Source organism: Pseudomonas sp. P105, from assembly GCF_032614175.1.
Taxonomy (GTDB): Bacteria; Pseudomonadota; Gammaproteobacteria; order Pseudomonadales; family Pseudomonadaceae; genus Aquipseudomonas; species Aquipseudomonas rhizophila.
The window spans coordinates 741,347-763,968 of the sequence record NZ_CP126693.1 but is presented as its reverse complement, the minus strand read 5'-3'; the positions used below and the strand labels follow the sequence as shown (position 1 = coordinate 763,968).

Below are 22,622 nucleotides of genomic sequence, written 5' to 3'. Positions count from 1 at the left end.
ACCCTCATGCCTTTTACCCTCACCGGCTTTTGTGAATACCGCGAAGAGATTCGCAAAAGCCGCTTCATTACCCTCGCCGCCCCTATCACCAGCCCTGCCGACGCCGTGGCCTTTATAGAGCAGCACAGCGATCTGAACGCCACACACAACTGCTGGGCCTGGAAACTGGGCGACCAATACCGCAGCAACGACGACGGCGAACCGGGTGGCACCGCCGGGCGGCCGATCCTGGCGGCCATCGAAGCCCAGGCTTGCGATCAGGTCGTGGTGCTGGTGATCCGTTGGTACGGTGGAATCCAGTTGGGCACCGGAGGCTTGGCCCGGGCCTATGGCGGGGGCGCGAACAAATGCCTGCAAAACGCCGAGAAGGTTGAGTTGATCAGCCGTGTGGCGCTGCGCTGCACCTGCGGTTTCGCGGAACTGGCCCTGGTGAAACTGCGGGTCGCCGAATGCGGCGGATTGGTGAACACCGAGAGCTTTACAGCCAATGGCGTGGACTTGCAGGTGGCCGTGGGTGAAGCGCAGATCGAAACATTGCAAAAGCAATTGGCCGACCTGAGCCGTGGACGGATTCTGCTGGCCCGTTGAGCGCGAGGGGGTCTGCGACTTTTCAGGGCAAACGCCATCGTGCGACTTGCCCACATCCACTGTGCACCCGACTGTGGATAACCTGAGCACATTCCGCTGTAACCCTTCTGTCATGCGGCTTTGCGGCTGTTGTTCGTTTTTTGATCAAAGCACTGTTTTCTGTAGGAATTCTTCAGAAAAACAAATGCTTGCGAGGTTTTATCACCTTTAGAAGAAAGCCGGGCGCTGGTTATGCCGGACCTTCAGGCTTGCGCACAATAACTGTGGAACATCCTGTGGATAACCCGTTCATGGCTCACGCCGTCCCATGAAAGGCATGGCTCGCAGCCGCCTGATCATTTTTTAACCACCCGTTTCGGGGCACAAACAACGCCTCTATCACCTGCTCGCCCCATTGCGGTGCCCTATCCACAGCGAGGGTGTTGGCAAGTAAGCCAAGCCGATAGGCAAAGCGCGGGGCTCGCTGACATTTCCTGACCTACTGGCCAGGAAATTGCTTTATCCACAGGCATTCATGTCCCCTGACCCGAGCCTGTCATGTCCGACCCCGATTCCATCCCGCGCCTGCAATTGCGCAAGATCAGCAAACGCTACCCAGGTTGCCTGGCCAATGACGCCATCGACCTGAGCATCCAGCCCGGCGAGATCCACGCGCTGCTCGGCGAAAACGGTGCTGGCAAAAGCACCCTGATGAAGATTATCTACGGCGTTACCCACGCCGATTCGGGCGAGGTGATCTGGCAAGGCCAACGGGTCGACCTGCGCAACCCGGCCCAGGCCCGTAGCCTGGGCATCGGTATGGTGTTCCAGCATTTCTCGCTGTTTGAAACCCTTACCGTGGCGCAGAACATCGCCCTGGCCATGGGCGCGGCAGCCGGCACACCGGCGCAACTGGAGCCGCGAATCCGCGAAGTTTCCCAACGCTACGGCATGGCCCTGGAGCCGCAGCGGTTGGTCCACAGCCTGTCGATTGGCGAACGTCAACGGGTGGAGATCATTCGCTGCTTGATGCAGGACATCCGTCTGCTGATTCTCGATGAACCTACCTCGGTGCTGACGCCCCAGGAAGCCGAAGAACTGTTCGTGACCCTGCGGCGCCTGGCGAGCGAAGGCTGCAGCATTTTGTTCATCAGCCACAAGTTGGGCGAGGTCCGCGCGTTGTGCCACAGCGCGACGGTGCTGCGCGGCGGACGGGTGTCAGGGCATTGCACACCAGCGCAGTGCTCGGACCGGGAACTGGCGCAGTTGATGGTCGGCGAAGCGGCCGGGCTGATCGCGGACTATCCCAAGGTCAGCGCGGACAAAGCGTTCCTTGAGATCCACAAACTGTCATGGCCAAACCCAGACCCGTTCGGTTGCTCGTTACGGGATATAGACCTTGAGGTACGCAGCGGCGAAATCGTCGGTATCGCCGGAGTGGCGGGGAATGGGCAGGACGAGTGGCTGGCGTTACTCAGCGGTGAAACGCAACTGCCCCGCCACAAAGGCGAGACGATCAGGTTCGATGGGCAACCTGTGGCGCATCTGCGCCCCGATGCCCGGCGCCGCCTCGGGCTGGCATTTGTTCCAGCCGAACGCCTGGGCCACGGCGCGGTGCCGCAATTGAGCCTGGCGGATAACGCCCTGCTCAGCGCCTTCCAACAAGGACTGATCCGTTGCGGCCTGATTCAACGGCGCAAGGTCGAGCACCTGGCCGAGGAGATTATCCGTCGTTTTGGGGTGAAGACGCCCGACACCAGAACCCCGGCGCGCAGCCTCTCGGGGGGCAACCTGCAAAAATTCATCCTCGGTCGGGAAATCCTTCAACAGCCCAGGCTGCTGGTGGCGGCGCATCCGACCTGGGGCGTAGACGTCGGCGCGGCGGCGACCATCCACAGGGCCCTGATTGCCTTACGCGATGCGGGTGCCGCCATCCTGGTGATCTCCGAAGACCTCGACGAACTGTTCCAGATCAGCGACCGCCTCGGCGCTTTGTGTGGCGGGCGTTTGTCCGCCTTGAGGCCCACTGTCCAAACCCGGCTTAGCGACGTCGGCGGCTGGATGGCCGGCCAGTTCGACGCCCCTCAATCCCCTGATCCCGCGACGGTCTAACGGAGTTTTTATGCTGCTGTCTCTTGAACCCCGCGGCCAACAATCGCGCCTGATGCTCTGGTGCTCGCCGCTGCTGGCCGCCGTATTGACCCTGGGCTGTGGCTCGCTGCTGTTCGCCGTCCTGGGGCATGATCCGTTGCAAACCTTGTACACCTTGTTGATCGCCCCGATCAGTGATCTATACGGTGTGTCCGAATGGCTGGTCAAAGCCTTGCCGATCCTGCTCTGCGCCCTCGGCCTGGCGGTGGCCTACCAGGCACGAATCTGGAACATTGGCGCCGAGGGACAATTGCTATTGGGCGCCCTGGCCGGCAGCGCCGTCGCGGTGAACATCATCGGCATACAAAGCCGCTGGGCACTGGTGCTGATTCTGCTGACCGGCACCCTCGCCGGTGCCGCCTGGGCCGGGCTCACGGCGTGGCTACGCACGCGCTTCAATGCCAATGAAATCCTGACCAGCATCATGCTCAATTACATCGCACTTAACCTGCTGCTGTTCTGCGTTCACGGACCGCTGAAAGACCCGGCCGGGTTCAACTTTCCGGAGTCGGCGATGTTCGGCGATGCCAGTCGCCTGCCATTGCTGGTGGAAGACGGGCGGCTTCATGCCGGGTTGTATTTCGCCCTGCTGGCACTGGTGGCGGTCTGGGTGTTGCTGCAGAAAAGTTTTGTCGGGTTTCAGATCAAAGTGCTGGGCCTGGACGCTCGGGCCGCCGGCTTCGCCGGCTTTCGCCAGAAGCCGTTGGTGTGGCTGGCGCTGTTGATCAGCGGTGCACTGGCCGGGCTCGCCGGTGTCTGCGAAGTGACCGGGCCAATCGGCCAACTGGTGCCGCAAGTGTCACCGGGCTACGGCTATGCGGCGATTACCGTGGCGTTCCTGGGACGTCTGAATCCCATCGGCATTCTGTTCGCCAGCCTGCTGATGGCCTTGTTGTACATCGGCGGCGAAAGCGCGCAGATGTCGCTGAACCTTCCCCAGGCAATCACCCAGCTGTTCCAGGGCATGATGCTGTTTTTCCTATTGGCCTGCGACGTACTGATCCTGTATCGGCCGCGCCTGAACCTGCGCTGGGCCCGGCGCACCCGGACCACCGCCGTACAGGCAGGAGCGCTGTGATGGATATCGACCTGTTGAGCAATATTTTCTACGCCATGATCCGTTGCGGCACACCGTTGCTGCTAGTGGCCCTGGGTGAGCTGATCTGCGAGAAAAGTGGTGTTTTGAACCTGGGCCAGGAAGGCATGATGCTGTTCGGCGCGGTGATCGGTTTTATCGTCGCGTTCAACAGCGGCAACCTGTGGCTTGGCGTGCTGCTGGCGATGGCCGCCGGGATGCTGTTGTCGGCGCTGTTCGCGTTGGTAGCGCTGGTGTTCAATGCCAATCAGGTGGCCACCGGGTTGGCGCTGACGATTTTCGGCGTGGGGCTGTCGAGTTTTGTCGGCGCGGCCTGGGTCGGCAAACCGCTGGCGGGGTTCGAGCCGCTGGCGATTCCCTACTTGAGCGACATCCCGTTGATCGGGCGGATGTTGTTTGCCCAGGATCTGCTGGTGTACCTGTCTTTTGCACTGTTCGCCCTGGTGGCCTGGGTGATTGTGAAAAGTCGCGTTGGGCTGATTATCCAGGCGGTGGGGGAAAATCCCGATGCCGCCAGTGCCATGGGCCTGCCGGTGTTGCGGGTGCGGACCCTGGCGGTGCTGTTCGGCGGTGCCATGGCCGGGCTGGCGGGTGCCTATCTGTCGCTGGCTTACACGCCGATGTGGGCCGAAAACATGAGCGCCGGGCGCGGCTGGATCGCCCTGGCGCTGGTAGTGTTCGCCAGTTGGCGAGTCTGGCGCCTGCTGCTGGGCGCCTACCTGTTCGGCCTCGCCAGCATCCTGCACCTGGTGGCCCAGGGCTTGGGGCTGGCGATTCCATCGAGCTTGCTGGCGATGCTGCCGTACGTCGCGACCATTGTGGTGTTGGTGTTGCTGTCCCGGGACGCGGTGCGCACGCGGCTGTACGCGCCGGTGTCGCTGGGACAGCCTTGGCAGGCAGGGCATTGAGGTAGACGGCGGCGCGCCTATCGCGAGCAGGCTCGCTCCCACATTTGATCGGGGTGACCGTCAGTTTCAGGCTCGCCCCATCTCTCCCTGTGGGAGCGAGCCTGCTCGCGATGAGGCCCGAACAGGCAATACCTGAACCAAGCCCCACACCAACTCGAAAAACAGGAAAACCCACAACACCGCACTGGCCCCATGAAGCAGTGCATACAGCATCCAGGCCGAAAACAAAAACCGCCCCGCCGCGTCATAACGCCCGTACAGCGGCTGCGGATCACGAATCCGCAGCACCGCCCACACGCAGACAATCGAGCCCAGCAGATTCACCATCAGCACATGCGCCGGCGCGAACGGCGGCAGTTCTCCAGGCAGGTCAAATAGCTGAGTCATACTCATCAACACACCATGCAACGCCGCAAAGCTCCACGGCGTGGCCAGCACGGCCGACACGATAAGGTCGTACCAGGCGCTGCCGCGCACCACCCGGCGATATTGCATCAAAGTCCACATACACCTTGCTCCAGATAATTGGGAAGCAAAGAGCCTAAAGCCTGGGGTATGCTCCAAGGTCAAGCCCTTCGGAGACCCACCATGCGCATCGGTGAACTCGCCCAAGCCTGTGCCGTCAGCCGTGACACCCTGCGCTTCTACGAGCAGCGCGGCCTGATCGCGGCGCAGCGCAGCGCCAATGGCTATCGCCACTACCCCGCCGACATGGTGCAACTGGTGCTCTACATCAAGACCGCCCAGCGCCTGGGTTTTACCCTGGGCGAGATCGGCGCCAGCGTCGCCGCCCTGTGGCAGGCGCAGGACCCTGACTGCGCCGTGACGCAATTGCTGCAAGACAAACTGAACCTGATCGAAACCCGTATGACCGAACTCGACGCGTTGCGCCATGAGCTGAAACAACGGCTCGGGCAACGCTGTCCATTAAATCCGTGACCTTTTTTCATCAAGGATGCTCCTCATGAATTCGGCAAAAAACGCATTGATCATTGGCGCCTCCCGGGGCCTGGGCCTCGGCCTGGTGAAGACGCTGCTCAGCGATGGCTGGAGCGTGACCGCCACCGTGCGCAACCCGCAGAACGCCGAGGCGTTGAAGGCACTGGGCCCAGTGCGGATCGAAAAGCTCGACATGGACGACCAGCAAGCCGTCATCACCCTGAGCCAGCAGCTCAAGGACGAAACCTTCGACCTGTTGTTCGTCAATGCCGGCGTCAAAGGCCCTGACAACCAGAGCCCCGGCGGTGCGACGCTGGCCGAAGTCGGCCAGTTGTTCTTCACCAACGCCGTGGCACCGATCAATCTGGCCCAGCGTTTCGTCGGCCAGATCCGCGACGGCAGTGGCGTGCTGGCATTCATGAGCTCCGTGCTGGGCAGCGTGACCATGCCTGACGCCCCGGAACTGGCGCTGTACAAGGCCAGCAAGGCGGCGCTCAATTCGATGACCAATAGTTTTGTCACTCAATTGGGCGAGCAGACATTGACGGTTCTGTCGCTGCACCCGGGCTGGGTGAAGACCGACATGGGTGGCGAAGGGGCGGACATTGATGTCGAGACCAGCACCCGCGGCCTGATTGATCAGGTCAATGCCTTTGCCGGCAAGGGTGGGCATCATTTCGTCAACTACAAGGGCGAGACGATTCCCTGGTAACCCAAGCCTTCCCCCTGCTCGCGATTGCGGCCTGACATTCACCATGATGTCGACTGACACACCGCTATCGCGAGCAGGCTCGCTCCCACATGGCTCCCGTTCAACTCTGGAAATGTGCCCCGCAACCTGAGTAAACTCAGCACCTCGCCCTACCCAACGGGCGACCCTGGATCAGCAGACAGGGCATCACTGAGCTGGCTAACCTGAACCCACTTTCAGAGGAGCCGGCCACCATGCCTGCGACCCGTACCTGGTTAAAAAATCCCCTCGCCATCTTCACGGCCAACGACCTCGATGCCCGTGGCGGTCTTGTCCTGCAAAACGGCGTGATCGTCGAATTGCTGAGGGCCGGCCAGCAACCCGCCCAGCCCTGCGACACAGTCTTCGACGCCGGCGAACATGTGATCCTGCCGGGGCTGATCAACACCCATCATCATTTCTACCAGACCCTGACTCGCGCCTGGGCACCGGTGGTGAACCAGCCCCTGTTCCCGTGGCTGAAAACCCTCTACCCGGTATGGGCGCGGTTGACACCGGAAAAGCTCGCTTTGGCGAGCAAAGTGGCGCTGGCCGAACTGTTGCTTTCAGGCTGCACCACAGCGGCCGATCACCATTACCTGTTCCCTGAAGGCTTGGAAAATGCCATCGATGTGCAGGTGCAAAGTGTCCGTGAACTGGGCATGCGCGCGATGCTGACCCGCGGTTCCATGAGCCTGGGCGAAGCCGACGGTGGCTTGCCGCCACAACAGACCGTGCAGCAGGGCCACGTGATTCTCGAGGACAGCCTGCGGTTGATCAGCCAATACCATGAGCGCGGCGACGGGGCGCAAATCCAGATTGCCCTGGCGCCTTGCTCACCGTTTTCGGTCACGCCTGAAATCATGCGCGCCAGCGCCGAGCTGGCGGAGAAACTCGACGTACGCCTGCACACTCACCTGGCCGAAACCCTCGACGAAGAGGACTTCTGCCTGCAACGCTTCGGCCTGCGCACCGTGGACTACCTGGACAGCGTCGGCTGGCTCGGCCCGCGCACCTGGCTGGCCCACGGCATTCATTTCAATCCTGAGGAAATCACCCGTCTCGGCGCCGCCGGCACCGGCATCTGCCATTGCCCGAGCTCCAACATGCGCCTGGCCTCGGGCATCTGCCCTACCCTGGAACTCACCGCCGCCGGCGCACCGCTGGGCCTGGGTGTGGACGGCTCGGCCTCCAACGATGCCTCGAACATGATCCTGGAAACCCGCCAGGCGTTGTACATTCAGCGCCTGCGCTATGGCGCGCAGGCGATCACCCCGCAGCGAGTGCTGGGCTGGGCGACCCGCGGCTCGGCACAACTGCTGGGGCGCAACGATATCGGTGAGCTGGCGGAGGGCAAACAGGCTGACTTGGCGCTGTTCAAACTCGACGAACTGCGCTTCTCCGGCAGTCACGATCCGGTTTCGGCCCTGCTGCTGTGCGGCGCGGACCGGGCGGACCGGGTGATGGTCGGTGGGCAATGGCGGGTCATCGACGGACAGGTCGAAGGGTTGGACCTGAAGGGGTTGATTGCTGATCACAGCCAGGCGGCGCGGGAGTTGATCGCCGACGCCTGACCGGACGCTATCGCGGGCAAGCCTTTCCCACATCAAGGGTGGATGTATGAAGCAGCCTTGCCGTGAGACCAGTGGGAGCAAGGCTTGCCCGCGATACTCTTCTAGAGTCCCAGCAACGACAACATGATAAACGTCGCGAACAACACAAAATGGGTCATGCCTTCAATGGCATTGGTTTCCCCATCGTTGAGGTTGATGGCGCAGACGATCAAGGTGATGAAGATCATCACCGTCTGCACCGGGGTCATTGCCATCTGGAACGGCTGGCCGGTGTAGAGCGCCATCGCTTCCATCACCGGCACGGTGAGGATCACGGTGGACAGCGAAGCCCCCAAGGCGATATTCACCACCGACTGCATACGGTTGGCCAACGCCGCGCGCAAGGCGGTGAGGATTTCCGGTGCCGCGGAAATGGCAGCCACCAGAATCGCCGTAACCACCGGCGGCGCCCCTGAACCTTCCAGCCCCAGGTCGATGGCTTTGGACATGACCTCGGCCAACGCTCCGATCACTACGACGCCAAACACCAGCGCCGCGATGGAGAACGTCAGGCTGATGGGTTTCGGCTGGTTTTCCACCGGCTCTTTCCGACGGCGTTTTTCCGGGTAGCTGTAGCTGAAAAAGTAACTGTGAGGCCCCACCTGCATGCGCAGGAACAGGGTGTACAGCACGATCATCGCGCCGATGGTGAATGCCGAATAGAGCTTCCAGCTCTCTTGGGGAATGAACTCCGGCACCACCATCGATACGCCCATGGCGGTGAGAATCATCACGCTGTAGGTGCGCGCCGAATCATCGTTGTAAGCCTGCTCGCCATGCTTGATTCCGCCCATCAGCGCCGCAAGGCCAAGAATGCCGTTGATATCGAGCATCACCGCAGAATAGATGGTGTCGCGCACCAGCGTTGGCGAGGCTTCGTTGCTCATCATGATCGCCAGGATCACCACTTCTACCAGCACCGCCGACAGGGTCAGGATCATCGTGCCGTAGGGATCGCCGACCTTCTCTGCCAGCAGCTCGGCGTGATGGGCCACACGCATGGAAGCCGCGACGATAAAGCCGATCAGGACCAAACCGCCGAGCAACGCCACGATCTGTCCGCTGCCCAACAGCCAGTGCTCCAGCGGATAGGCGAGCACCGCGGCGATCAGCGCCAGCAACAGCAGTTTTTCTTGCTTGATCAAAGTCAGCATCGCGGGCCTATCACCGTGGGCGGGGTCATGAGCTACTGACTGTAGGGGGCGGCGAACGTTCGGGCGAAGTGACGCACCAGGGAGTGGCGAGTGGGTGGCAGGTGCACCTTTATCGATCTCAAGGACCTCATCGCGAGCAAGCTCGCTCCCACAGGTATTGCGTTGTCCTTGTGGGAGCGAGCTTGCTCGCGATGGCTGCCTCGAAAAGATCACAGATTTTGTTGTCCTATTGGTCAGCATTTTGCATTAGCGCTGTTCAGCCAACCTCACAACAAAATGGAGTTCGAGTTCATGCACAAGCGTCCCTTGAAGATGTTGCTTTGCGCCGTCGCTGCGACTGTCGGTCTGAGCGCCGGCCTGAATGCCAGCGCTGCCGACCCGCTGAAGGTCGGTTTCGTCTATATCGGCCCCATCGGTGACCACGGCTGGACCTACCAGCATGAACAGGGACGCAAGGAACTGGTGGCGAAACTCGGCGACCGAATCACCACCAACTACGTGGAAAACGTGCCTGAAGGCGCCGACGCCGAGCGGGTGATCCGCAACATGGCCAAGGACAAGTACGACCTGATCTTCACCACGTCCTTCGGCTACATGAACCCGACACTGAAGGTCGCCAAGCAATTCCCCAAGGTGACCTTCGAACACGCCACCGGCTACAAGCAGGACAAGAACCTGGGCACGTACCTGGCTCGCACCTATGAGGGTCGCTACGTCGGCGGCTTCATCGCGGCCAAGATGACCAAAAGCAAAAAAATCGGCTACGTCGCCTCCTTCCCGATTCCAGAAGTGATCCGCGATATCAACGCCATCCAACTGGCCCTGAACAAGTACAACCCCGGCACCGAAATCAAAGTGGTGTGGGTCAACTCCTGGTTCGATCCGGGTAAGGAAGCCGATGCCGCCAACGCACTGATCGACCAGGGCGTGGATGTGGTGTTCCAGCACACCGACAGCCCGGCGCCGATCCAGGCCGCCGAGCGGCGCGGCGTCTATGCCGTCGGCTACGCTTCGGACATGGCCCACTTCGGTCCCAAGGCGGTGCTGACCTCGATTGTCAACGACTGGGGCCCGCACTACATCCAGGCCACCCAAAGCGTGCTCGACCATAGCTGGAAATCCCAGGACTACTGGGGCGGCCTGAAGGAAGGCACGGTGAAACTACCGATCAGCGACCTGGTGCCAGCGGCGGTCAAAGGCGAAGCCGAGCAGATCATCGCCGACATCGAGAGCGGTGCTTTCCATCCGTTCACCGGGCCGATCAAGGACCAGGCCGGCGTCGAGAAAATCCCGGCGGGCATGAGCGCTACCAATGCGCAACTGGCGTCGATGAATTACTACGTCGAAGGTATGAAGGCTGAGATTCCCAAATAACTGACGAGTCAACACACATCCCTGTGGGAGCGAGCCTGCTCGCGATAGCGGACTGACATGCAACGTTGATGTCGACAGACAAATCGCTATCGCGAGCAGGCTCGCTCCCACATCGGCCCCCTCACACAATCAGGAAAGCCGCATGAACAGCCTTCCCATCATCGACATCAGCCCGCTCTACGGCGATAGCCCCAGCGCCTGGCAATCGGTCGCCAACCAGATCGACCAGGCCTGCCGCCAGTGGGGCTTTTTCTACATCAAGGGTCACCCCATCAGCCCGGCTCGCATCACCGAAGTCCTGGACCATGCCCAACGCTTCTTCAGGCTGCCGGTAGAAGAAAAACTCAAGATAGACATCACCCAAACCCGCCATCATCGCGGCTACGGCGCCGTCGCCACCGAACAACTGGACCCGGCCAAACCCAGCGACCTGAAAGAAACCTTCGACATGGGCCTGCACTTGCCGGCCGATCATCCCGACGTGCTGGCGCACAAGCCTCTGCGCGGTCCTAACCGACACCCGGACCTGGCGGGCTGGGAACCCCTGATGGAGCAGCATTACCGCGACATGCAGGCCCTTGCCCAAACCCTGCTGCGCGCCATGACCCTGGCCCTCGGCATCGAGCGGGACTTCTTCGACACGCGCTTCACCGAGCCTGTGAGCGTGCTGCGCCTGATTCACTATCCGCCGCGTCACACCGCCAGCTCTGCCGAACAGCAAGGTGCCGGCGCCCATACCGATTACGGCTGCATCACCCTGCTCTACCAGGACGCCGCTGGTGGCCTGCAAGTGCGCAACGTCAACGGCCAATGGATCGACGCGCCGCCCATCGACGGCACGTTCGTGGTCAACCTCGGCGACATGATGGCGCGCTGGAGCAACGACCGTTACCTGTCCACCCCCCACCGGGTGATCAGCCCGCTGGGGGTAGACCGCTACTCGATGCCGTTCTTTGCCGAGCCGCACCCCGATACGCAGATCCAATGCCTGCCCGGTTGTCAGGATGAGGGCCACCCACCGAAGTACCCGACCACCACCTGCGCCGAATTCCTGCTGTCACGCTTCGCTGACACCTATGCTTATCGGCGGGAACAACAGGCGGTGTAGTGGATCAGCCGGTCAGGTTTTACCAGACATTGCGGCCAGCCCCTGTAGAATGCCCGCCATCGATTCGCTGATGAGAAAAGAACATGTACGACTGGCTGAACGCCTTGCCCAAGGCTGAACTGCATTTGCATCTGGAAGGCTCGCTGGAGCCCGAGCTGCTGTTCGCCCTGGCCGAACGCAACAAGATCGCCCTGCCGTGGAGCGACGTGGACACCCTGCGCAAGGCCTATGCCTTCAACAATCTGCAGGAATTCCTCGACCTGTATTACCAGGGCGCCGACGTGTTGCGCACCTCCCAGGATTTCTACGACCTGACCTGGGCCTACCTGTTGCGCTGCAAGGCGCAGAACGTGATTCACACCGAACCGTTCTTCGACCCGCAGACTCACACCGACCGTGGTGTCCCGTTCGAAGTGGTGCTCAACGGCATCGCCGCGGCCCTCAAGGACGGTGAACAGCAACTGGGCATCACCAGCGGCCTGATCCTGAGTTTCCTGCGCCACCTGAGCGAAGAACAGGCCGAGAAAACCCTCGACCAGGCGCTGCCGTTCCGCGACGCGTTCGTGGCCGTGGGTCTGGACAGTTCGGAAATGGGTCACCCGCCGAGCAAGTTCCAGCGGGTATTCGACCGTGCACGCAACGAGGGCTTCCTGACCGTTGCCCACGCCGGTGAAGAAGGCCCGCCCGAGTACATCTGGCAAGCCCTGGACCTGTTGAAGATCCAGCGCATCGACCACGGCGTGCGGGCCATTGAAGATGAACGACTGATGCAGCGGATCATCGACGAACAGATCCCGCTGACGGTCTGCCCGTTGTCCAACACCAAGTTGTGTGTGTTCGACGACATGTCGCAACACAACATCCTCGACATGCTCGAACGCGGAGTGAAGGTGACGGTCAATTCCGATGACCCGGCGTACTTCGGCGGCTACGTCACCGAAAACTTCCACGCGCTGCACACCCATCTGGGGATGACCCAGGACCAGGCCACACGCCTGGCGCAGAACAGCTTGGATGCACGGCTGGTAAACCCCTAAGACGGGTGATGCCCCTTTGTGGGAGCGAGCCTGCTCGCGATAGCAGCATGACATTCGACATCGATGTCGCCTGACTTACCGCCATCGCGAGCAGGCTCGCTCCCACAAGAGTGAAGTGGTTTAACCGGCCACCGTACCCTCGCTCAACTCCTCCAATGTCTTGCCCCGCGTCTCCACGCCAAACAACCAGACCACCCCCGCCGCCACGGCGAAGCACAGCGCGCCCAGGGCGAACACACCGCCCTGTCCGGTAATGGGAAACACCAATCCGGTGACCAGGGGCCCGAGCAGCGAACCAATGCGACCGACAGCCGAGGCAAAACCCGAGCCCGTGGCCCGTGCCGAGGTGGGGTACAGCTCTGGCGTGTAGGTGTAGAGCACCGCCCACATGCCGAACAGGAAGAACTGCATCAAAAGCCCGGTGCCGATGAGCAGGCCCACGTTGCCGCCAAACACCGCGCTCTGACCATAAAGAAACGCCATCACCCCGCCACCCAGCAACGTGACCACGCACACCGGTTTACGTCCCCAGCGCTCCACCAGCCACGCCGCCATGAGGAAGCCGGGAATCCCGCCCAAGGAAATCAGCACGGTGTAATACACCGACTGGGTCACGGCGAATCCGGACTGCTGCAACAAGGCACTGAGCCAGGACGTCAGGCCATAAAAACCGAGCAAGGCGAAGAACCAGACGCTCCAGATCATCATCGTGCGCTGGCGATACAGCGGTGACCAGATCTGCGCCAGGGCCGAAAAGAAATTGCCCGGCGTGCTCTCGCCCCTCGGCAGACGAATCGGTTCAGGCAATTCTCCACGTCCCAACGAGGCTCGGACCTTGTCTTCGATTCGCTTGAGCACGGCGTCCGCCTCGTCCCCCCGGCCGGCCTGTTCCAGCCAGCGCGGCGACTCGGGAATGAAGAAGCGAATGACCAGGACGAACACCGCCGGCACCGCCAACACCAGGAAGATGTCGCGCCAGCCGATCACCGGCAACAGGAAATACGACAGCACGCCCGCCGCCACGAAACCCAACGGCCAGAAGCCATCCATCAACGCGATATAGCGGCCTCGGCGTGTGGCCGGGATCAGTTCCGAGAGCATCGACTGAGCGATCGGAAACTCCATGCCCATGCCGATACCCAGCAGGATACGGAACAGCATCAGTGAATCGACGCTCTGGGCGGTCGAGCACAAATAACTGGCGACGCCCCACAACACGATGCTCCACTGGAACACCGGCTTGCGCCCGAACCGATCGGCCAGCATGCCCGACAGCGATGCTCCCAGTACCATGCCAAAGAAACTGGAGCTGGCGAGCAAACCTGCCTGGGCGGTGCTTAAGCCAAACTCGGCTTTGATCGAGCCCAGCAGGAACGTCATCATGGCCAGGTCCATGGAGTCGAAGAAAAACGCCAAGGCAATAATGATGAAAATAATCCGGTGGTAGCCGCTGATGGGCAGTCGCTCCAGACGTTCCGCCGCGCTGTAGCCGTGAGTATCCATGCTGTTTCCCCCAATCCAAAAAAATCCCAGGTTCGAGTGTGCGCGAACCTTGCTGGAGGCTATTGCTGAATACGACCTGTCGGCAGCCCTAGAACGCCATTTCCACGGTGTCCTGCGTGGCGAACCGATGGATTTCCTGCTGGCCAAGCACCGTTACCTGCAAGGCCCTGGAGTCGTTGGGCAAGCTCAGCCAACCGGACTGCATGAACAGTTGCAGCAACGCAGCACCCAAGGCGCCCCCCAGGTGCGGACGTCGCTCGCTCCAGTCCGGGCAGGCACAAGCGGTGCGGGCGTTGCGGTGGGCCAGCGCCTGGATGAACAGGCCGTGCCCGGCCAGCTCATTGGCACCTTTGTGAGTCACGATCACCCGCTGGTCGCCCTGCTCGATCCATCCGGCATCCAGCAGGCGCTGATACAGGTCGGCCGCCAGGGTGCCGCCCAGATGGTCTTCGCAAAGCCTGGCCCGCATCAACGAAGCGGGAGCCGACGGGGCCTTGCCCGGCATGACTCCGCGCTTGAAGACTTCCGGAAGCTGGCGCGGCGTACTGGCCAGGGTCGCGCTGGCCAGCGCTTCGACGGCAGCGCCGATCTCGGGTGCCGCCAGGCGGAAAAACCGTTTGCGGCCACGGGCTTCGACTTTCAACAGGCCACCGGCGGACAGACGGCCCAGATGAGCGCTGGCCGAAGACGGCGACAGCCCGGCCAGCAACGCCAGCTCTTCAGCCTGCCGCGCAGTGCCGTCCATCAAGGCCCACATCATTGCGCTGCGTTTTGGGTCGGCCAGCAGCGTGGCGATCTGGCTGATGCAAGGTGCATGTTCCATGTATTCACTCCCTGTTGAATCATTCGTCTACTGCTCTGGCGCTAGTGACCAGCAATGGGGCCGCCCAAAGCGGCTCGACCGCCGCAAATCGCGCGCCGCTTCAGGCGGCCGCTAGTATAAGCGTGCGGATCGAGGTTTCCTGTCCTCCGGAAACCTTTGGAGGCGATTGTTCGTGAGGGAAAAGTCTCTATTTACGCGCGACTAATGGTCGTCCCCCGTCGAGAGGGCAAATTGTGCCGTCAACCGGCCACAACGCAGCTTGAGCATTTCCCGCAGCAGATTGATGGGTTTGCTCAGTTGCGCTCGGTGAGCACACAGCAGATTGAGCGGCGCGCGTTCGCATTGCAGATGCGGCAGAAGGATTTTCAAACGTCCGGCCAACACATCGGTTGAAACGTCCAGCCAGGACTTGTAAGCGATCCCCGCGCCTGCCACCGCCCAGCGACGCACCACATCGGCATCGTCGCTGAAGCGGTCGCCGCTGACGGTCAGGCTCATTTCCCGTTTGCCGTCATGAAAACGCCAACGGTCATGAACCCGCGTGCCGAGCATGTACAACAGGCAATTGTGCTGGGCCAGTTGCTCCAACTGAACAGGTTCGCCATGCCGAGCCAGGTAACTGGGCGATGCACACAGCACCCGGCGGTTATCCGGCGCGACCGGCAGGGCCACCAGGCTCGAATCTTCCGGCTCGCCATAACGCAACGCGACGTCCACCGGCTGCTTGAACAGATCAGCGATGCGATCACCCAGCAGCAGTCGCACGGTCAGCCCCGGATGCTCCTCCTGGAACGCGTCCAGCCAGGGCAGCAGCAGGTTGCGTCCCAAGTCCGAGGGGGCGGACAACTGCAACACCCCGCTGACCTGGTCCTGGCCGCTGGTCAATAACCTGCGTCCTTCGTCGAGGCTGCTCAGCGCCGCGCGGGCATACTCAAGGAAGCCTTCGCCCTCGGCCGTCAGGCGCAAACTGCGGGTAGAGCGCGCCAACAGCCGGGCGCCCAAGTGTTGTTCTATCCGCTTCAATGCGGCGCTGGCCACCGCCGCCGACAGGTCCATGACCCTGGCCGCGGCAGACAGGCTGCCCAGGTCTGCGGCCCGGACGAACAACTGCAAGTCGTCGAATCGAAGCATGACGGCCTCATTATCAAAAAAACATTGAAAGAGCCTGTTCTTTTAGCCGGTTTTATCTCGGCGATAAATAGCTAACCATTGGCTTCATCGAACTCACTTCAAGGAGCCGCCCTATGAAAGCCATCGCCTACTACCATTCGTTACCGATCACCGACCCGCAATCGCTGCAGGACATTGAACTGCCGGAACCCACCGCCGGCCCTCGGGACCTGCTGGTGGAAGTCAAAGCCATTTCGGTCAACCCGGTCGACACGAAAATTCGCCAGAACGTCCAGCCTGAAGACGGCGCAGCCAAAGTGCTGGGTTGGGACGTGGCCGGCGTGGTCAAGGCGGTGGGCAATGAGGTCACGCTGTTCAAGGCGGGCGACAAAGTGTTCTACGCCGGCTCCATTGCCCGCGCCGGCGGCAACAGTCAATTGCATGTGGTGGATGAACGTATCGTCGGCCAGATGCCCAAGACGCTCGGTTTCGCCGAAGCCGCTGCCCTGCCGCTGACGGCCATTACCGCGTGGGAATTGCTGTTCGAGCGCCTGCAAATCCAGGAAGGCCAGGAGGATCAGGGGCAAAGCCTGTTGATCGTCGGCGCTGCAGGAGGTGTCGGCTCGATACTGACGCAACTGGCCAGCCAGCTCACCGCACTGAAAGTGATTGGCAGCGCTTCCCGGCCGCAGACACAGGACTGGGTAAGAGGCCTGGGTGCCGATCTGGTCGTGGACCATAGCCATCCGCTGAGCGATGTATTAAAGCAGGCAGGCCAGGCTCAGGTGACCCATGTCGCCAGCCTGACCCACACCGATCTGCATCTGGATCAATTGGTGGAAGCCCTGGCGCCCCAAGGCAAACTGGCGCTGATCGATGATCCCAAGGCGCTGGATGTGACCAAACTCAAGCGCAAGAGCCTGTCGTTGCATTGGGAGTTCATGTACACCCGCTCACTGTTCGAAACGGCGGACATGATTGAGCAACATAACCTGCTCAACCGCGTCGCCGCGCTAATCGATGCCGGCACATTGCAGACCACCGTGGGCGAGCACTTTGGCACCATCAACGCCGAAAACCTGCGCCGGGCCCATGCCCTGCTGGAAAGCGGAAAAGCCAAAGGCAAGATTGTGCTTGAAGGTTTCTAACCACCGATAAGGGGGCGGTTTTTGTAGAGGCAAAGCTTGCTCGCGATGAAGGTCGCGCGGTTCCCCGTCAGGCCAAGTCGTCGCGTATCGCGAGCAAGCTTTGCTCCCACAAAAAAAACCTGCACCGTCAGTCTGAGAATTGACCCTTGTCACAATTGCGATCGCATTCAGGTCTACACTCGAGGCCTTTGCAGCACAATCTTTTACGTGAGGAGGTCAGCAATGAAGATCCTGATAAAAGAAGTGGCAAAATCCCAGTGGCAAGTGCGTCTTGACCAACACGTCGTGACCTTCCGCACCGAGGCCGAGGCCCAGGCTTTCGCCACCACCCTGCAAGCGCGTATTCACGCACCTCACCGCTACCCTGAACAGCAGCAGCGAGCGGCCGGCTGAATCAGTCCTGGCCACTGGCTTGTGCCAGTGTCCGGGCCTGTTGCAGGCGGCGGGTCAGCATCGCTGCACCCACCACCAATAACCCGCAAAGGCTGATGACCATCGCCATCGGCACGGCACTGCCATCGTGCAGCGCCGCCACCAATGCGGCGGCACCGGCGGCCACCGAAAACTGCAGGCATCCCAGCATCGCCGAGGCGCTACCGGCACGAGCACCCTGTCCACTCATGGCGCAAGCCGAGGCATTGGGCAGGATGCAACCCAGGCTGGCGATGCAAATGAACAGCGGAATCAATAACGGCCACAACCGCTCAGGGTGCAAGGAACTGACCGCCAACAAACACAGCCCGGCGGCGAGATAGACCCACACCGCGCGCGACAGCAGGAATGCCGGCCCACGTTTGGACAACAACCGGGCGTTGACCTGTGCCACCAGGATAAAACCCGCCGCGTTGGTGCCGAACAGCCAGCCGAAGTGTTCGGCCGGCACACCGTAGAGCTTGATGAAGACGAAAGGCGAACCGGCAATGTAGGCAAACATCCCGGCGATAGCGATACCTCCCGTCAAGGCATGCCCGAGGTAGACCGTGTCGGTCAACAGTCGACCATATTGGCGCAACGCCCCGGACAATGGTTGACGCGGCACATGGGCCGGCAGACTTTCCGGCAGCCACAATGCCACGGCCGTCGCCGCCAGTGCGCTGAACAGCGTCAGGGCAATGAAGATCGATTGCCAGCCATGCAGGTTCACCAACAGCCCGCCAAGCATTGGCGCGAGGATCGGCGCCAGCCCCATCACCAGCATCAGTTGCGAGAACACCTTGGCCGAGCCCACCGCGTCGCATTTGTCGCTGACCACCGCCCGGGAAATCACCATGCCGGCGCATCCGCCCAGAGCCTGGACGAAACGGGCACCGATCAGCCATTCCAGACTCGGCGCATAGGCACAGGCCAGAGAAGCCAGGGTGAACAGACCGACGCCCGTCAGCAATGGAATGCGCCGGCCGAAGCGATCCGCCACCGGCCCATAAGCCAGTTGCCCGATGGACAATCCGAGGAAATAAGCCGCCAGGGTCAGTTGGATGTGATTTTCGTCGGTGCCGAAGGCAGTCGCCATGGCCGGGAAAGCCGGCAGATAGAAATCGATCGCCAAGGGACCGAATGCGCTCAAGGCGCCAAGAATCAGAATGGTACGGAAGTTCATCGGGCGTCCAGGTTCAGGCGTCAGTCAGCAGCCCGACAGTCTAGCCCTGCCGGGCGCTCTTGAACATTCCGATAGGTCGCTAACTATTAAAAAATCTCAGGCGGGACTGGCCTCGTACCCCTCCTCTTTAATGGCTTGGAGCACGGCATCGACCGACAACGAACTCTGGACCTGAACGGTCCTGGCGCCCAGATCGATCTGCACCTGCGCCGCCGGATCCTTGGCCTGCACAGCCTGGGTGATGGCCTTGACGCAGTGACCGCAGGACATTCCCTGAACATTGAATGTTTGCATGAGATGACTCCTTGGGATTGAGGTTGCCAGCAGTTTCAAGCTTGCCATCATGGAAAGGTCAAGTTCTGACGAAAACTGCCGGGCTGGCAATCGCTGCCAAGCTCGGCCAAGCTGCACACATCAAGGATTTCACACCGGAGGTTCAGCCATGCGCTGGTCAGCGTTCAGCCTGTTTTGCATGCTCGGTTTGTCAGCGGTGAGCCCTCAGGCGTTGGCCGTCGGCGAAGACTACGGCGTGCTGATCATTTCCCGCGAGCGCCTGGAAGTGCCGACTTCCTGCGAAATCGGCATCTATATCGGCGATCAGCTCTCGGGGCGTTTGTTCCAGGAACAGAGCACCTCCTTCAACCTGCCACCCGGAAAATTCTCCTTGCGCTTGAAGCTGCTGCCAGGCCAGGCGCCGGGCTGCAGCCCGGGCATGCTTGCGCCGGGGTCGCAGGATGTGACGCTCAAGGCTGGCGACATACTGAAGTTCCGCATTGCCATGACCCAGGAAGGGATGTATCTCAAGCCGGCTGAGCTGGGTTATTGACCCCTTAGATAAAAAGTGGGAGCAAGCCCGCTCCCACAAGGTGTGTGTGTGCAAGCGTTTGGATTAGCGCTTGACCTTCCCGGCGTGGCAAGGTTGATCCTGTAGTCATTCACTACAGGGAGCCTGTCCGATGTCTGAATCCACCCTTTTCGATCTGCCGATTGCCGGGATGACCTGTGCCAGCTGCGCCGGGCGGGTCGAGCGCGCCTTGAGCAACGTCACAGGGGCCAGCGCCGTCAGCGTGAACCTGGCGACCGAACAGGCGCGGATCCAGGCGCCCGAGGGCAGCCTGCCAGCCTTGATGCAGGCCGTCGAACAGGCCGGCTACAGTGTCCCCGTCCAGACGCTGGAACTGTCCATCGAGGGAATGACCTGTGCCTCATGCGTCGGCCGGATCGAGCGTGCCCTGAGCAAAGTCGCCGGGGTGAACCGTGTCAGCGTCAACCTCGCCAACGAACGGGCCCACCTGGACTTGCTCGGCCGGGTCGACCTGCAAACCCTGATCGATGCGGTCAAGGGCGCCGGTTATGACGCCAGTGTCTGGCAGGCCGAGCAACCCCATGACGCACAAAGCAATCGCCTGAATCGCGAGCGCCTGGCCTTGGTGCTGGCGATTTTGCTGTCCGTACCGTTAGTGCTGCCCATGCTTTTGCAACCGTTTGGCGTGCATTGGATGCTGCCGGCCTGGGTTCAATTCGCTTTGGCGACGCCGGTGCAGTTCATTTTCGGTGCGCGCTTCTATATCGCGGCCTACAAGGCCGTGCGTGCCGGGGCCGGGAACATGGATCTGCTGGTGGCCCTGGGCACCAGCGCGGGTTATGGCTTGAGCATTTATGAATGGGCCATCGCCCGCCCTGGCAGCATGCCGCACCTGTATTTCGAGGCCTCGGCCGTGGTGATTGCCCTGGTATTGCTCGGCAAATACCTGGAAAGCCGCGCCAAGCGCCAAACCGCCAGTGCTATCCGCGCCCTCGAAGCCTTGCGACCGGAGCGGGCGATTCAGGTCATTGACGGGCAGGAGCGGGACGTCGCCATCAGCGCCCTGCGCTTGAATGATCGGGTGCTGGTCAAGCCAGGCGAACGCTTCCCGGTGGACGGCGAAGTGCTGGAAGGCCAGAGTCACGCTGACGAAGCCTTGATCAGTGGCGAAAGCCTGCCGGTGCCCAAACAGCCCGGCGACAAGGTGACGGGCGGTGCCATCAACGGCGAAGGCCGCCTGCTGGTGCGCACCCTGGCCCTGGGCACGGAAACCGTCCTGGCGCGCATCATCCGCCTGGTGGAAGACGCCCAGGCGGCCAAGGCCCCCATTCAAAAGCTGGTGGATAAAGTCAGCCAGGTCTTCGTGCCGGTCGTGCTGGTGCTGGCATTGGCGACGTTGATCGGCTGGTGGTTGTATGGCGCCCCCCTGGAGACAGCGCTGATCAACGCTGTCGCCGTGCTGGTGATCGCCTGCCCGTGCGCCCTCGGTCTGGCGACACCCACAGCAATCATGGCCGGCACCGGGGTGGCTGCCCGCCATGGAATCCTGATCAAGGATGCCGAGGCCTTGGAGCGCGCCCATGAAGTCGACACCGTGGTGTTCGACAAGACCGGAACCTTGACTTCCGGCACACCACGCATCGCCCACTTGAGCGCCCTGGACGGTGACGAAGACAAGCTGCTGCAAATGGCCGGCGCACTGCAACGCGGCAGCGAACACCCCCTCGCCAAGGCGGTGCTGGATGCGTGTGCGGAGCGCGGCCTGGTTGTCCCGGACATCAACGACAGCCAGTCGCTGACCGGACGCGGTATTGCCGGCAGCCTGGACGGGCAGCGCCTGGCCCTCGGTAACCGACGTTTGCTGGACGAACTGGGCCTGGCCCCCGGTTCGCTGAGCGAGTCGGCCCAGGCCTGGGAGACCGAGGGCCGAACCCTGTCCTGGCTGATTGAGCAAAACGCCACGCCACGGGTGCTGGGCCTGTTCGCTTTCGGCGACACACTCAAGCCCGGCGCCCTGGCGGCCGTACACGCCCTGAATGAACGCCATATCGGCAGCCACCTGCTGACTGGCGACAACCGCGGCAGTGCCCGGGTGGTGGCCGAGGCATTGGGCATCGCCAACGTTCATGCCGAAGTACTGCCGGCCGACAAGTCCGCCATCGTCCAGCAGTTGAAAACCCATGCGGTGGTGGCCATGGTAGGCGACGGCATCAACGACGCCCCGGCCCTCGCCGCCGCGGACATTGGCATTGCCATGGGCGGCGGCACCGACGTGGCAATGCACGCCGCCGGTATTACCCTCATGCGCGGTGATCCACGGCTAGTGCCCGCGGCGCTGGAGATCAGCCGCAAGACCTACGCCAAGATCCGTCAGAACCTGTTCTGGGCATTCGTCTACAACTTGATCGGTATTCCCCTGGCGGCATTCGGCTTCCTCAACCCGGTGTTGGCCGGCGCGGCCATGGCCTTGTCGAGCGTCAGCGTGGTGAGCAATGCGTTACTGTTGAAACTCTGGACACCCAAACACCTGGAGGACAAGCGATGAACATCGGCCAAGCCGCCCGCCAGAGCGGCCTGAGTGCGAAGATGATCCGGTACTACGAGTCAATTGGCCTGCTCAAGGCGGCTCATCGCACCGACAGCGGCTACCGGATCTACGGTGCCGATGACCTGCACACCCTGGCCTTTATCAAGCGCTCCCGGGACCTTGGGTTTTCATTGGAAGAGGTCGGCAAATTGCTGACCCTCTGGCAGGACCGCCAACGCGCCAGCGCCGACGTCAAGGCCCTGGCCCGGCAACACATCGACGAACTGAACCAGAAAATCCGCGAACTGGCCGAACTACGCGACACCCTCCAGGACCTGGTGGAACACTGCCACGGCGACCACCGCCCGGACTGCCCGATTCTCAAGGAACTGGCGTCGGGGTGTTGCGAGAAGACAGTGCATGCTTGAGCGA

The 22,622-nt window shown here is 61.7% G+C and carries 22 protein-coding genes; 15 read left to right on the top strand and 7 right to left on the bottom strand.

The window, feature by feature from the left end; translation table 11 throughout:
• Positions 1 to 6: 6 nt before the first annotated feature.
• The 4 genes from QOM08_RS03265 to QOM08_RS03250 all read left to right on the top strand — a co-directional run bounded on the left by QOM08_RS03265 (position 7) and on the right by QOM08_RS03250 (position 4,722).
• Positions 7 to 588, top strand: coding sequence for an IMPACT family protein (locus tag QOM08_RS03265; protein ID WP_076386466.1), 582 nt, complete (start codon positions 7 to 9; stop codon positions 586 to 588).
• 537 nt (positions 589 to 1,125) lie between these two features.
• Positions 1,126 to 2,679 (top strand): ABC transporter ATP-binding protein, encoded by a 1,554-nt coding sequence (locus tag QOM08_RS03260; protein WP_316912557.1) that lies wholly within the window; start codon positions 1,126 to 1,128, stop codon positions 2,677 to 2,679.
• A 10-nt stretch (positions 2,680 to 2,689) separates the two neighbouring features.
• On the top strand, positions 2,690 to 3,796 hold the full coding sequence (locus QOM08_RS03255; RefSeq protein ID WP_316912556.1) for an ABC transporter permease: 1,107 nt from the start codon (positions 2,690 to 2,692) through the stop codon (positions 3,794 to 3,796).
• Entirely contained in the window at positions 3,796 to 4,722 is a 927-nt protein-coding gene (locus tag QOM08_RS03250; RefSeq protein WP_047227429.1) for an ABC transporter permease, read from the top strand. The genes QOM08_RS03255 and QOM08_RS03250 overlap by 1 nt, the downstream gene beginning before the upstream one ends.
• 66 nt (positions 4,723 to 4,788) lie before the next feature.
• Here QOM08_RS03250 and QOM08_RS03245 read toward each other — a convergent pair whose 3' ends face one another.
• Positions 4,789 to 5,229 carry a hypothetical protein gene (locus tag QOM08_RS03245; protein ID WP_047227428.1) on the bottom strand — a complete coding sequence of 147 codons (441 nt, stop codon included), beginning with the start codon at positions 5,227 to 5,229 and terminating at the stop codon, positions 4,789 to 4,791.
• Positions 5,230 to 5,310: 81 nt separating this feature from the next.
• Between QOM08_RS03245 and QOM08_RS03240 the strand changes: the two genes are divergently transcribed.
• The 3 genes from QOM08_RS03240 (at position 5,311) to QOM08_RS03230 (ending at position 7,965) form a co-directional block, all read left to right on the top strand.
• Positions 5,311 to 5,661, top strand: coding sequence for a MerR family transcriptional regulator (locus QOM08_RS03240; RefSeq protein WP_047227427.1), 351 nt, complete (start codon positions 5,311 to 5,313; stop codon positions 5,659 to 5,661).
• A gap of 25 nt (positions 5,662 to 5,686) precedes the next feature.
• Positions 5,687 to 6,373: an SDR family oxidoreductase gene (locus QOM08_RS03235; protein WP_047227426.1), complete on the top strand. Its 687-nt coding sequence runs from the start codon at positions 5,687 to 5,689 to the stop codon at positions 6,371 to 6,373.
• 233 nt (positions 6,374 to 6,606) lie between these two features.
• Positions 6,607 to 7,965, top strand: a complete 1,359-nt coding sequence (locus tag QOM08_RS03230; RefSeq protein ID WP_316912555.1) for an 8-oxoguanine deaminase — start codon at positions 6,607 to 6,609, stop codon at positions 7,963 to 7,965.
• Positions 7,966 to 8,066: 101 nt separating this feature from the next.
• Here the strand turns inward: QOM08_RS03230 and QOM08_RS03225 are convergent, their stop codons facing one another.
• The gene (locus QOM08_RS03225; RefSeq protein ID WP_047227424.1) at positions 8,067 to 9,158 is read right to left on the bottom strand and encodes a calcium:proton antiporter; all 1,092 of its coding nucleotides are present in this window, start codon (positions 9,156 to 9,158) and stop codon (positions 8,067 to 8,069) included.
• A 291-nt stretch (positions 9,159 to 9,449) separates the two neighbouring features.
• Here QOM08_RS03225 and QOM08_RS03220 point away from each other — a divergent pair, with 291 nt between their 5' ends.
• From QOM08_RS03220 to QOM08_RS03210, 3 genes are all read left to right on the top strand, one after another.
• Entirely contained in the window at positions 9,450 to 10,532 is a 1,083-nt protein-coding gene (locus QOM08_RS03220) for a BMP family ABC transporter substrate-binding protein (protein ID WP_316912554.1), read from the top strand.
• A gap of 142 nt (positions 10,533 to 10,674) precedes the next feature.
• Positions 10,675 to 11,640, top strand: a complete 966-nt coding sequence (locus tag QOM08_RS03215; RefSeq protein ID WP_107321495.1) for a 2-oxoglutarate and iron-dependent oxygenase domain-containing protein — start codon at positions 10,675 to 10,677, stop codon at positions 11,638 to 11,640.
• A gap of 83 nt (positions 11,641 to 11,723) precedes the next feature.
• A complete protein-coding gene (locus QOM08_RS03210; protein WP_316912553.1) occupies positions 11,724 to 12,677 on the top strand; it encodes an adenosine deaminase in 954 nt (317 codons plus the stop codon).
• Between the two features lie 120 nt (positions 12,678 to 12,797).
• Here the strand turns inward: QOM08_RS03210 and QOM08_RS03205 are convergent, their stop codons facing one another.
• From QOM08_RS03205 to QOM08_RS03195, 3 genes are all read right to left on the bottom strand, one after another.
• On the bottom strand, positions 12,798 to 14,180 hold the full coding sequence (locus tag QOM08_RS03205) for an MFS transporter (protein ID WP_139051239.1): 1,383 nt from the start codon (positions 14,178 to 14,180) through the stop codon (positions 12,798 to 12,800).
• Positions 14,181 to 14,268: 88 nt separating this feature from the next.
• Positions 14,269 to 15,003, bottom strand: coding sequence for an ArsR/SmtB family transcription factor (locus QOM08_RS03200; RefSeq protein ID WP_047227419.1), 735 nt, complete (start codon positions 15,001 to 15,003; stop codon positions 14,269 to 14,271).
• Between the two features lie 201 nt (positions 15,004 to 15,204).
• Positions 15,205 to 16,134 (bottom strand): LysR family transcriptional regulator, encoded by a 930-nt coding sequence (locus QOM08_RS03195; RefSeq protein WP_047227418.1) that lies wholly within the window; start codon positions 16,132 to 16,134, stop codon positions 15,205 to 15,207.
• A 113-nt stretch (positions 16,135 to 16,247) separates the two neighbouring features.
• Here QOM08_RS03195 and QOM08_RS03190 point away from each other — a divergent pair, with 113 nt between their 5' ends.
• Together QOM08_RS03190 and QOM08_RS03185 are read left to right on the top strand one after the other, a co-directional pair.
• Positions 16,248 to 17,261 carry a zinc-binding alcohol dehydrogenase family protein gene (locus QOM08_RS03190; RefSeq protein WP_047227417.1) on the top strand — a complete coding sequence of 338 codons (1,014 nt, stop codon included), beginning with the start codon at positions 16,248 to 16,250 and terminating at the stop codon, positions 17,259 to 17,261.
• A 222-nt stretch (positions 17,262 to 17,483) separates the two neighbouring features.
• Positions 17,484 to 17,654 carry a hypothetical protein gene (locus QOM08_RS03185; RefSeq protein WP_171061426.1) on the top strand — a complete coding sequence of 57 codons (171 nt, stop codon included), beginning with the start codon at positions 17,484 to 17,486 and terminating at the stop codon, positions 17,652 to 17,654.
• 1 nt (position 17,655) lies between these two features.
• On the opposite strand, the gene QOM08_RS03180 is transcribed toward QOM08_RS03185, so the two are convergent.
• Both QOM08_RS03180 and QOM08_RS03175 read right to left on the bottom strand, forming a co-directional pair.
• Positions 17,656 to 18,858, bottom strand: a complete 1,203-nt coding sequence (locus QOM08_RS03180; protein ID WP_076382806.1) for a multidrug effflux MFS transporter — start codon at positions 18,856 to 18,858, stop codon at positions 17,656 to 17,658.
• Positions 18,859 to 18,954: 96 nt separating this feature from the next.
• Positions 18,955 to 19,152 (bottom strand): heavy-metal-associated domain-containing protein, encoded by a 198-nt coding sequence (locus QOM08_RS03175; protein WP_047227415.1) that lies wholly within the window; start codon positions 19,150 to 19,152, stop codon positions 18,955 to 18,957.
• A gap of 148 nt (positions 19,153 to 19,300) precedes the next feature.
• On the opposite strand from QOM08_RS03175, the gene QOM08_RS03170 reads away from it, so the two are divergent.
• The 3 genes from QOM08_RS03170 to cueR all read left to right on the top strand — a co-directional run bounded on the left by QOM08_RS03170 (position 19,301) and on the right by cueR (position 22,618).
• Positions 19,301 to 19,684, top strand: a complete 384-nt coding sequence (locus QOM08_RS03170; protein WP_047227414.1) for a hypothetical protein — start codon at positions 19,301 to 19,303, stop codon at positions 19,682 to 19,684.
• 130 nt (positions 19,685 to 19,814) lie between these two features.
• A complete protein-coding gene (locus QOM08_RS03165; RefSeq protein ID WP_160891544.1) occupies positions 19,815 to 22,208 on the top strand; it encodes a heavy metal translocating P-type ATPase in 2,394 nt (797 codons plus the stop codon).
• Positions 22,205 to 22,618 carry a Cu(I)-responsive transcriptional regulator gene (gene cueR / locus QOM08_RS03160; RefSeq protein ID WP_047227412.1) on the top strand — a complete coding sequence of 138 codons (414 nt, stop codon included), beginning with the start codon at positions 22,205 to 22,207 and terminating at the stop codon, positions 22,616 to 22,618. The genes QOM08_RS03165 and cueR overlap by 4 nt, the downstream gene beginning before the upstream one ends.
• Positions 22,619 to 22,622: the final 4 nt, after the last annotated feature.

Excerpts from the sequence above, each read along its gene's own strand:
- QOM08_RS03235 (WP_047227426.1), top strand. The coding sequence starts at position 5,687 with ATGAATTCGGCAAAAAACGCATTGATCATTGGCGCCTCCCGGGGCCTG.
- QOM08_RS03245 (WP_047227428.1), bottom strand. The coding sequence starts at position 5,229 with ATGTGGACTTTGATGCAATATCGCCGGGTGGTGCGCGGCAGCGCCTGG.
- QOM08_RS03215 (WP_107321495.1), top strand. The coding sequence starts at position 10,675 with ATGAACAGCCTTCCCATCATCGACATCAGCCCGCTCTACGGCGATAGC.
- QOM08_RS03210 (WP_316912553.1), top strand. The coding sequence starts at position 11,724 with ATGTACGACTGGCTGAACGCCTTGCCCAAGGCTGAACTGCATTTGCAT.
- QOM08_RS03170 (WP_047227414.1), top strand. The coding sequence starts at position 19,301 with ATGCGCTGGTCAGCGTTCAGCCTGTTTTGCATGCTCGGTTTGTCAGCG.
- QOM08_RS03265 (WP_076386466.1), top strand. The coding sequence starts at position 7 with ATGCCTTTTACCCTCACCGGCTTTTGTGAATACCGCGAAGAGATTCGC.
- QOM08_RS03190 (WP_047227417.1), top strand. The coding sequence starts at position 16,248 with ATGAAAGCCATCGCCTACTACCATTCGTTACCGATCACCGACCCGCAA.
- QOM08_RS03200 (WP_047227419.1), bottom strand. The coding sequence starts at position 15,003 with ATGGAACATGCACCTTGCATCAGCCAGATCGCCACGCTGCTGGCCGAC.
- QOM08_RS03250 (WP_047227429.1), top strand. The coding sequence starts at position 3,796 with ATGGATATCGACCTGTTGAGCAATATTTTCTACGCCATGATCCGTTGC.
- QOM08_RS03220 (WP_316912554.1), top strand. The coding sequence starts at position 9,450 with ATGCACAAGCGTCCCTTGAAGATGTTGCTTTGCGCCGTCGCTGCGACT.
- QOM08_RS03180 (WP_076382806.1), bottom strand. The coding sequence starts at position 18,858 with ATGAACTTCCGTACCATTCTGATTCTTGGCGCCTTGAGCGCATTCGGT.
- QOM08_RS03205 (WP_139051239.1), bottom strand. The coding sequence starts at position 14,180 with ATGGATACTCACGGCTACAGCGCGGCGGAACGTCTGGAGCGACTGCCC.
- QOM08_RS03240 (WP_047227427.1), top strand. The coding sequence starts at position 5,311 with ATGCGCATCGGTGAACTCGCCCAAGCCTGTGCCGTCAGCCGTGACACC.
- QOM08_RS03185 (WP_171061426.1), top strand. The coding sequence starts at position 17,484 with ATGAAGATCCTGATAAAAGAAGTGGCAAAATCCCAGTGGCAAGTGCGT.
- cueR (WP_047227412.1), top strand. The coding sequence starts at position 22,205 with ATGAACATCGGCCAAGCCGCCCGCCAGAGCGGCCTGAGTGCGAAGATG.
- QOM08_RS03175 (WP_047227415.1), bottom strand. The coding sequence starts at position 19,152 with ATGCAAACATTCAATGTTCAGGGAATGTCCTGCGGTCACTGCGTCAAG.
- QOM08_RS03255 (WP_316912556.1), top strand. The coding sequence starts at position 2,690 with ATGCTGCTGTCTCTTGAACCCCGCGGCCAACAATCGCGCCTGATGCTC.
- QOM08_RS03260 (WP_316912557.1), top strand. The coding sequence starts at position 1,126 with ATGTCCGACCCCGATTCCATCCCGCGCCTGCAATTGCGCAAGATCAGC.
- QOM08_RS03195 (WP_047227418.1), bottom strand. The coding sequence starts at position 16,134 with ATGCTTCGATTCGACGACTTGCAGTTGTTCGTCCGGGCCGCAGACCTG.
- QOM08_RS03225 (WP_047227424.1), bottom strand. The coding sequence starts at position 9,158 with ATGCTGACTTTGATCAAGCAAGAAAAACTGCTGTTGCTGGCGCTGATC.
- QOM08_RS03230 (WP_316912555.1), top strand. The coding sequence starts at position 6,607 with ATGCCTGCGACCCGTACCTGGTTAAAAAATCCCCTCGCCATCTTCACG.
- QOM08_RS03165 (WP_160891544.1), top strand. The coding sequence starts at position 19,815 with ATGTCTGAATCCACCCTTTTCGATCTGCCGATTGCCGGGATGACCTGT.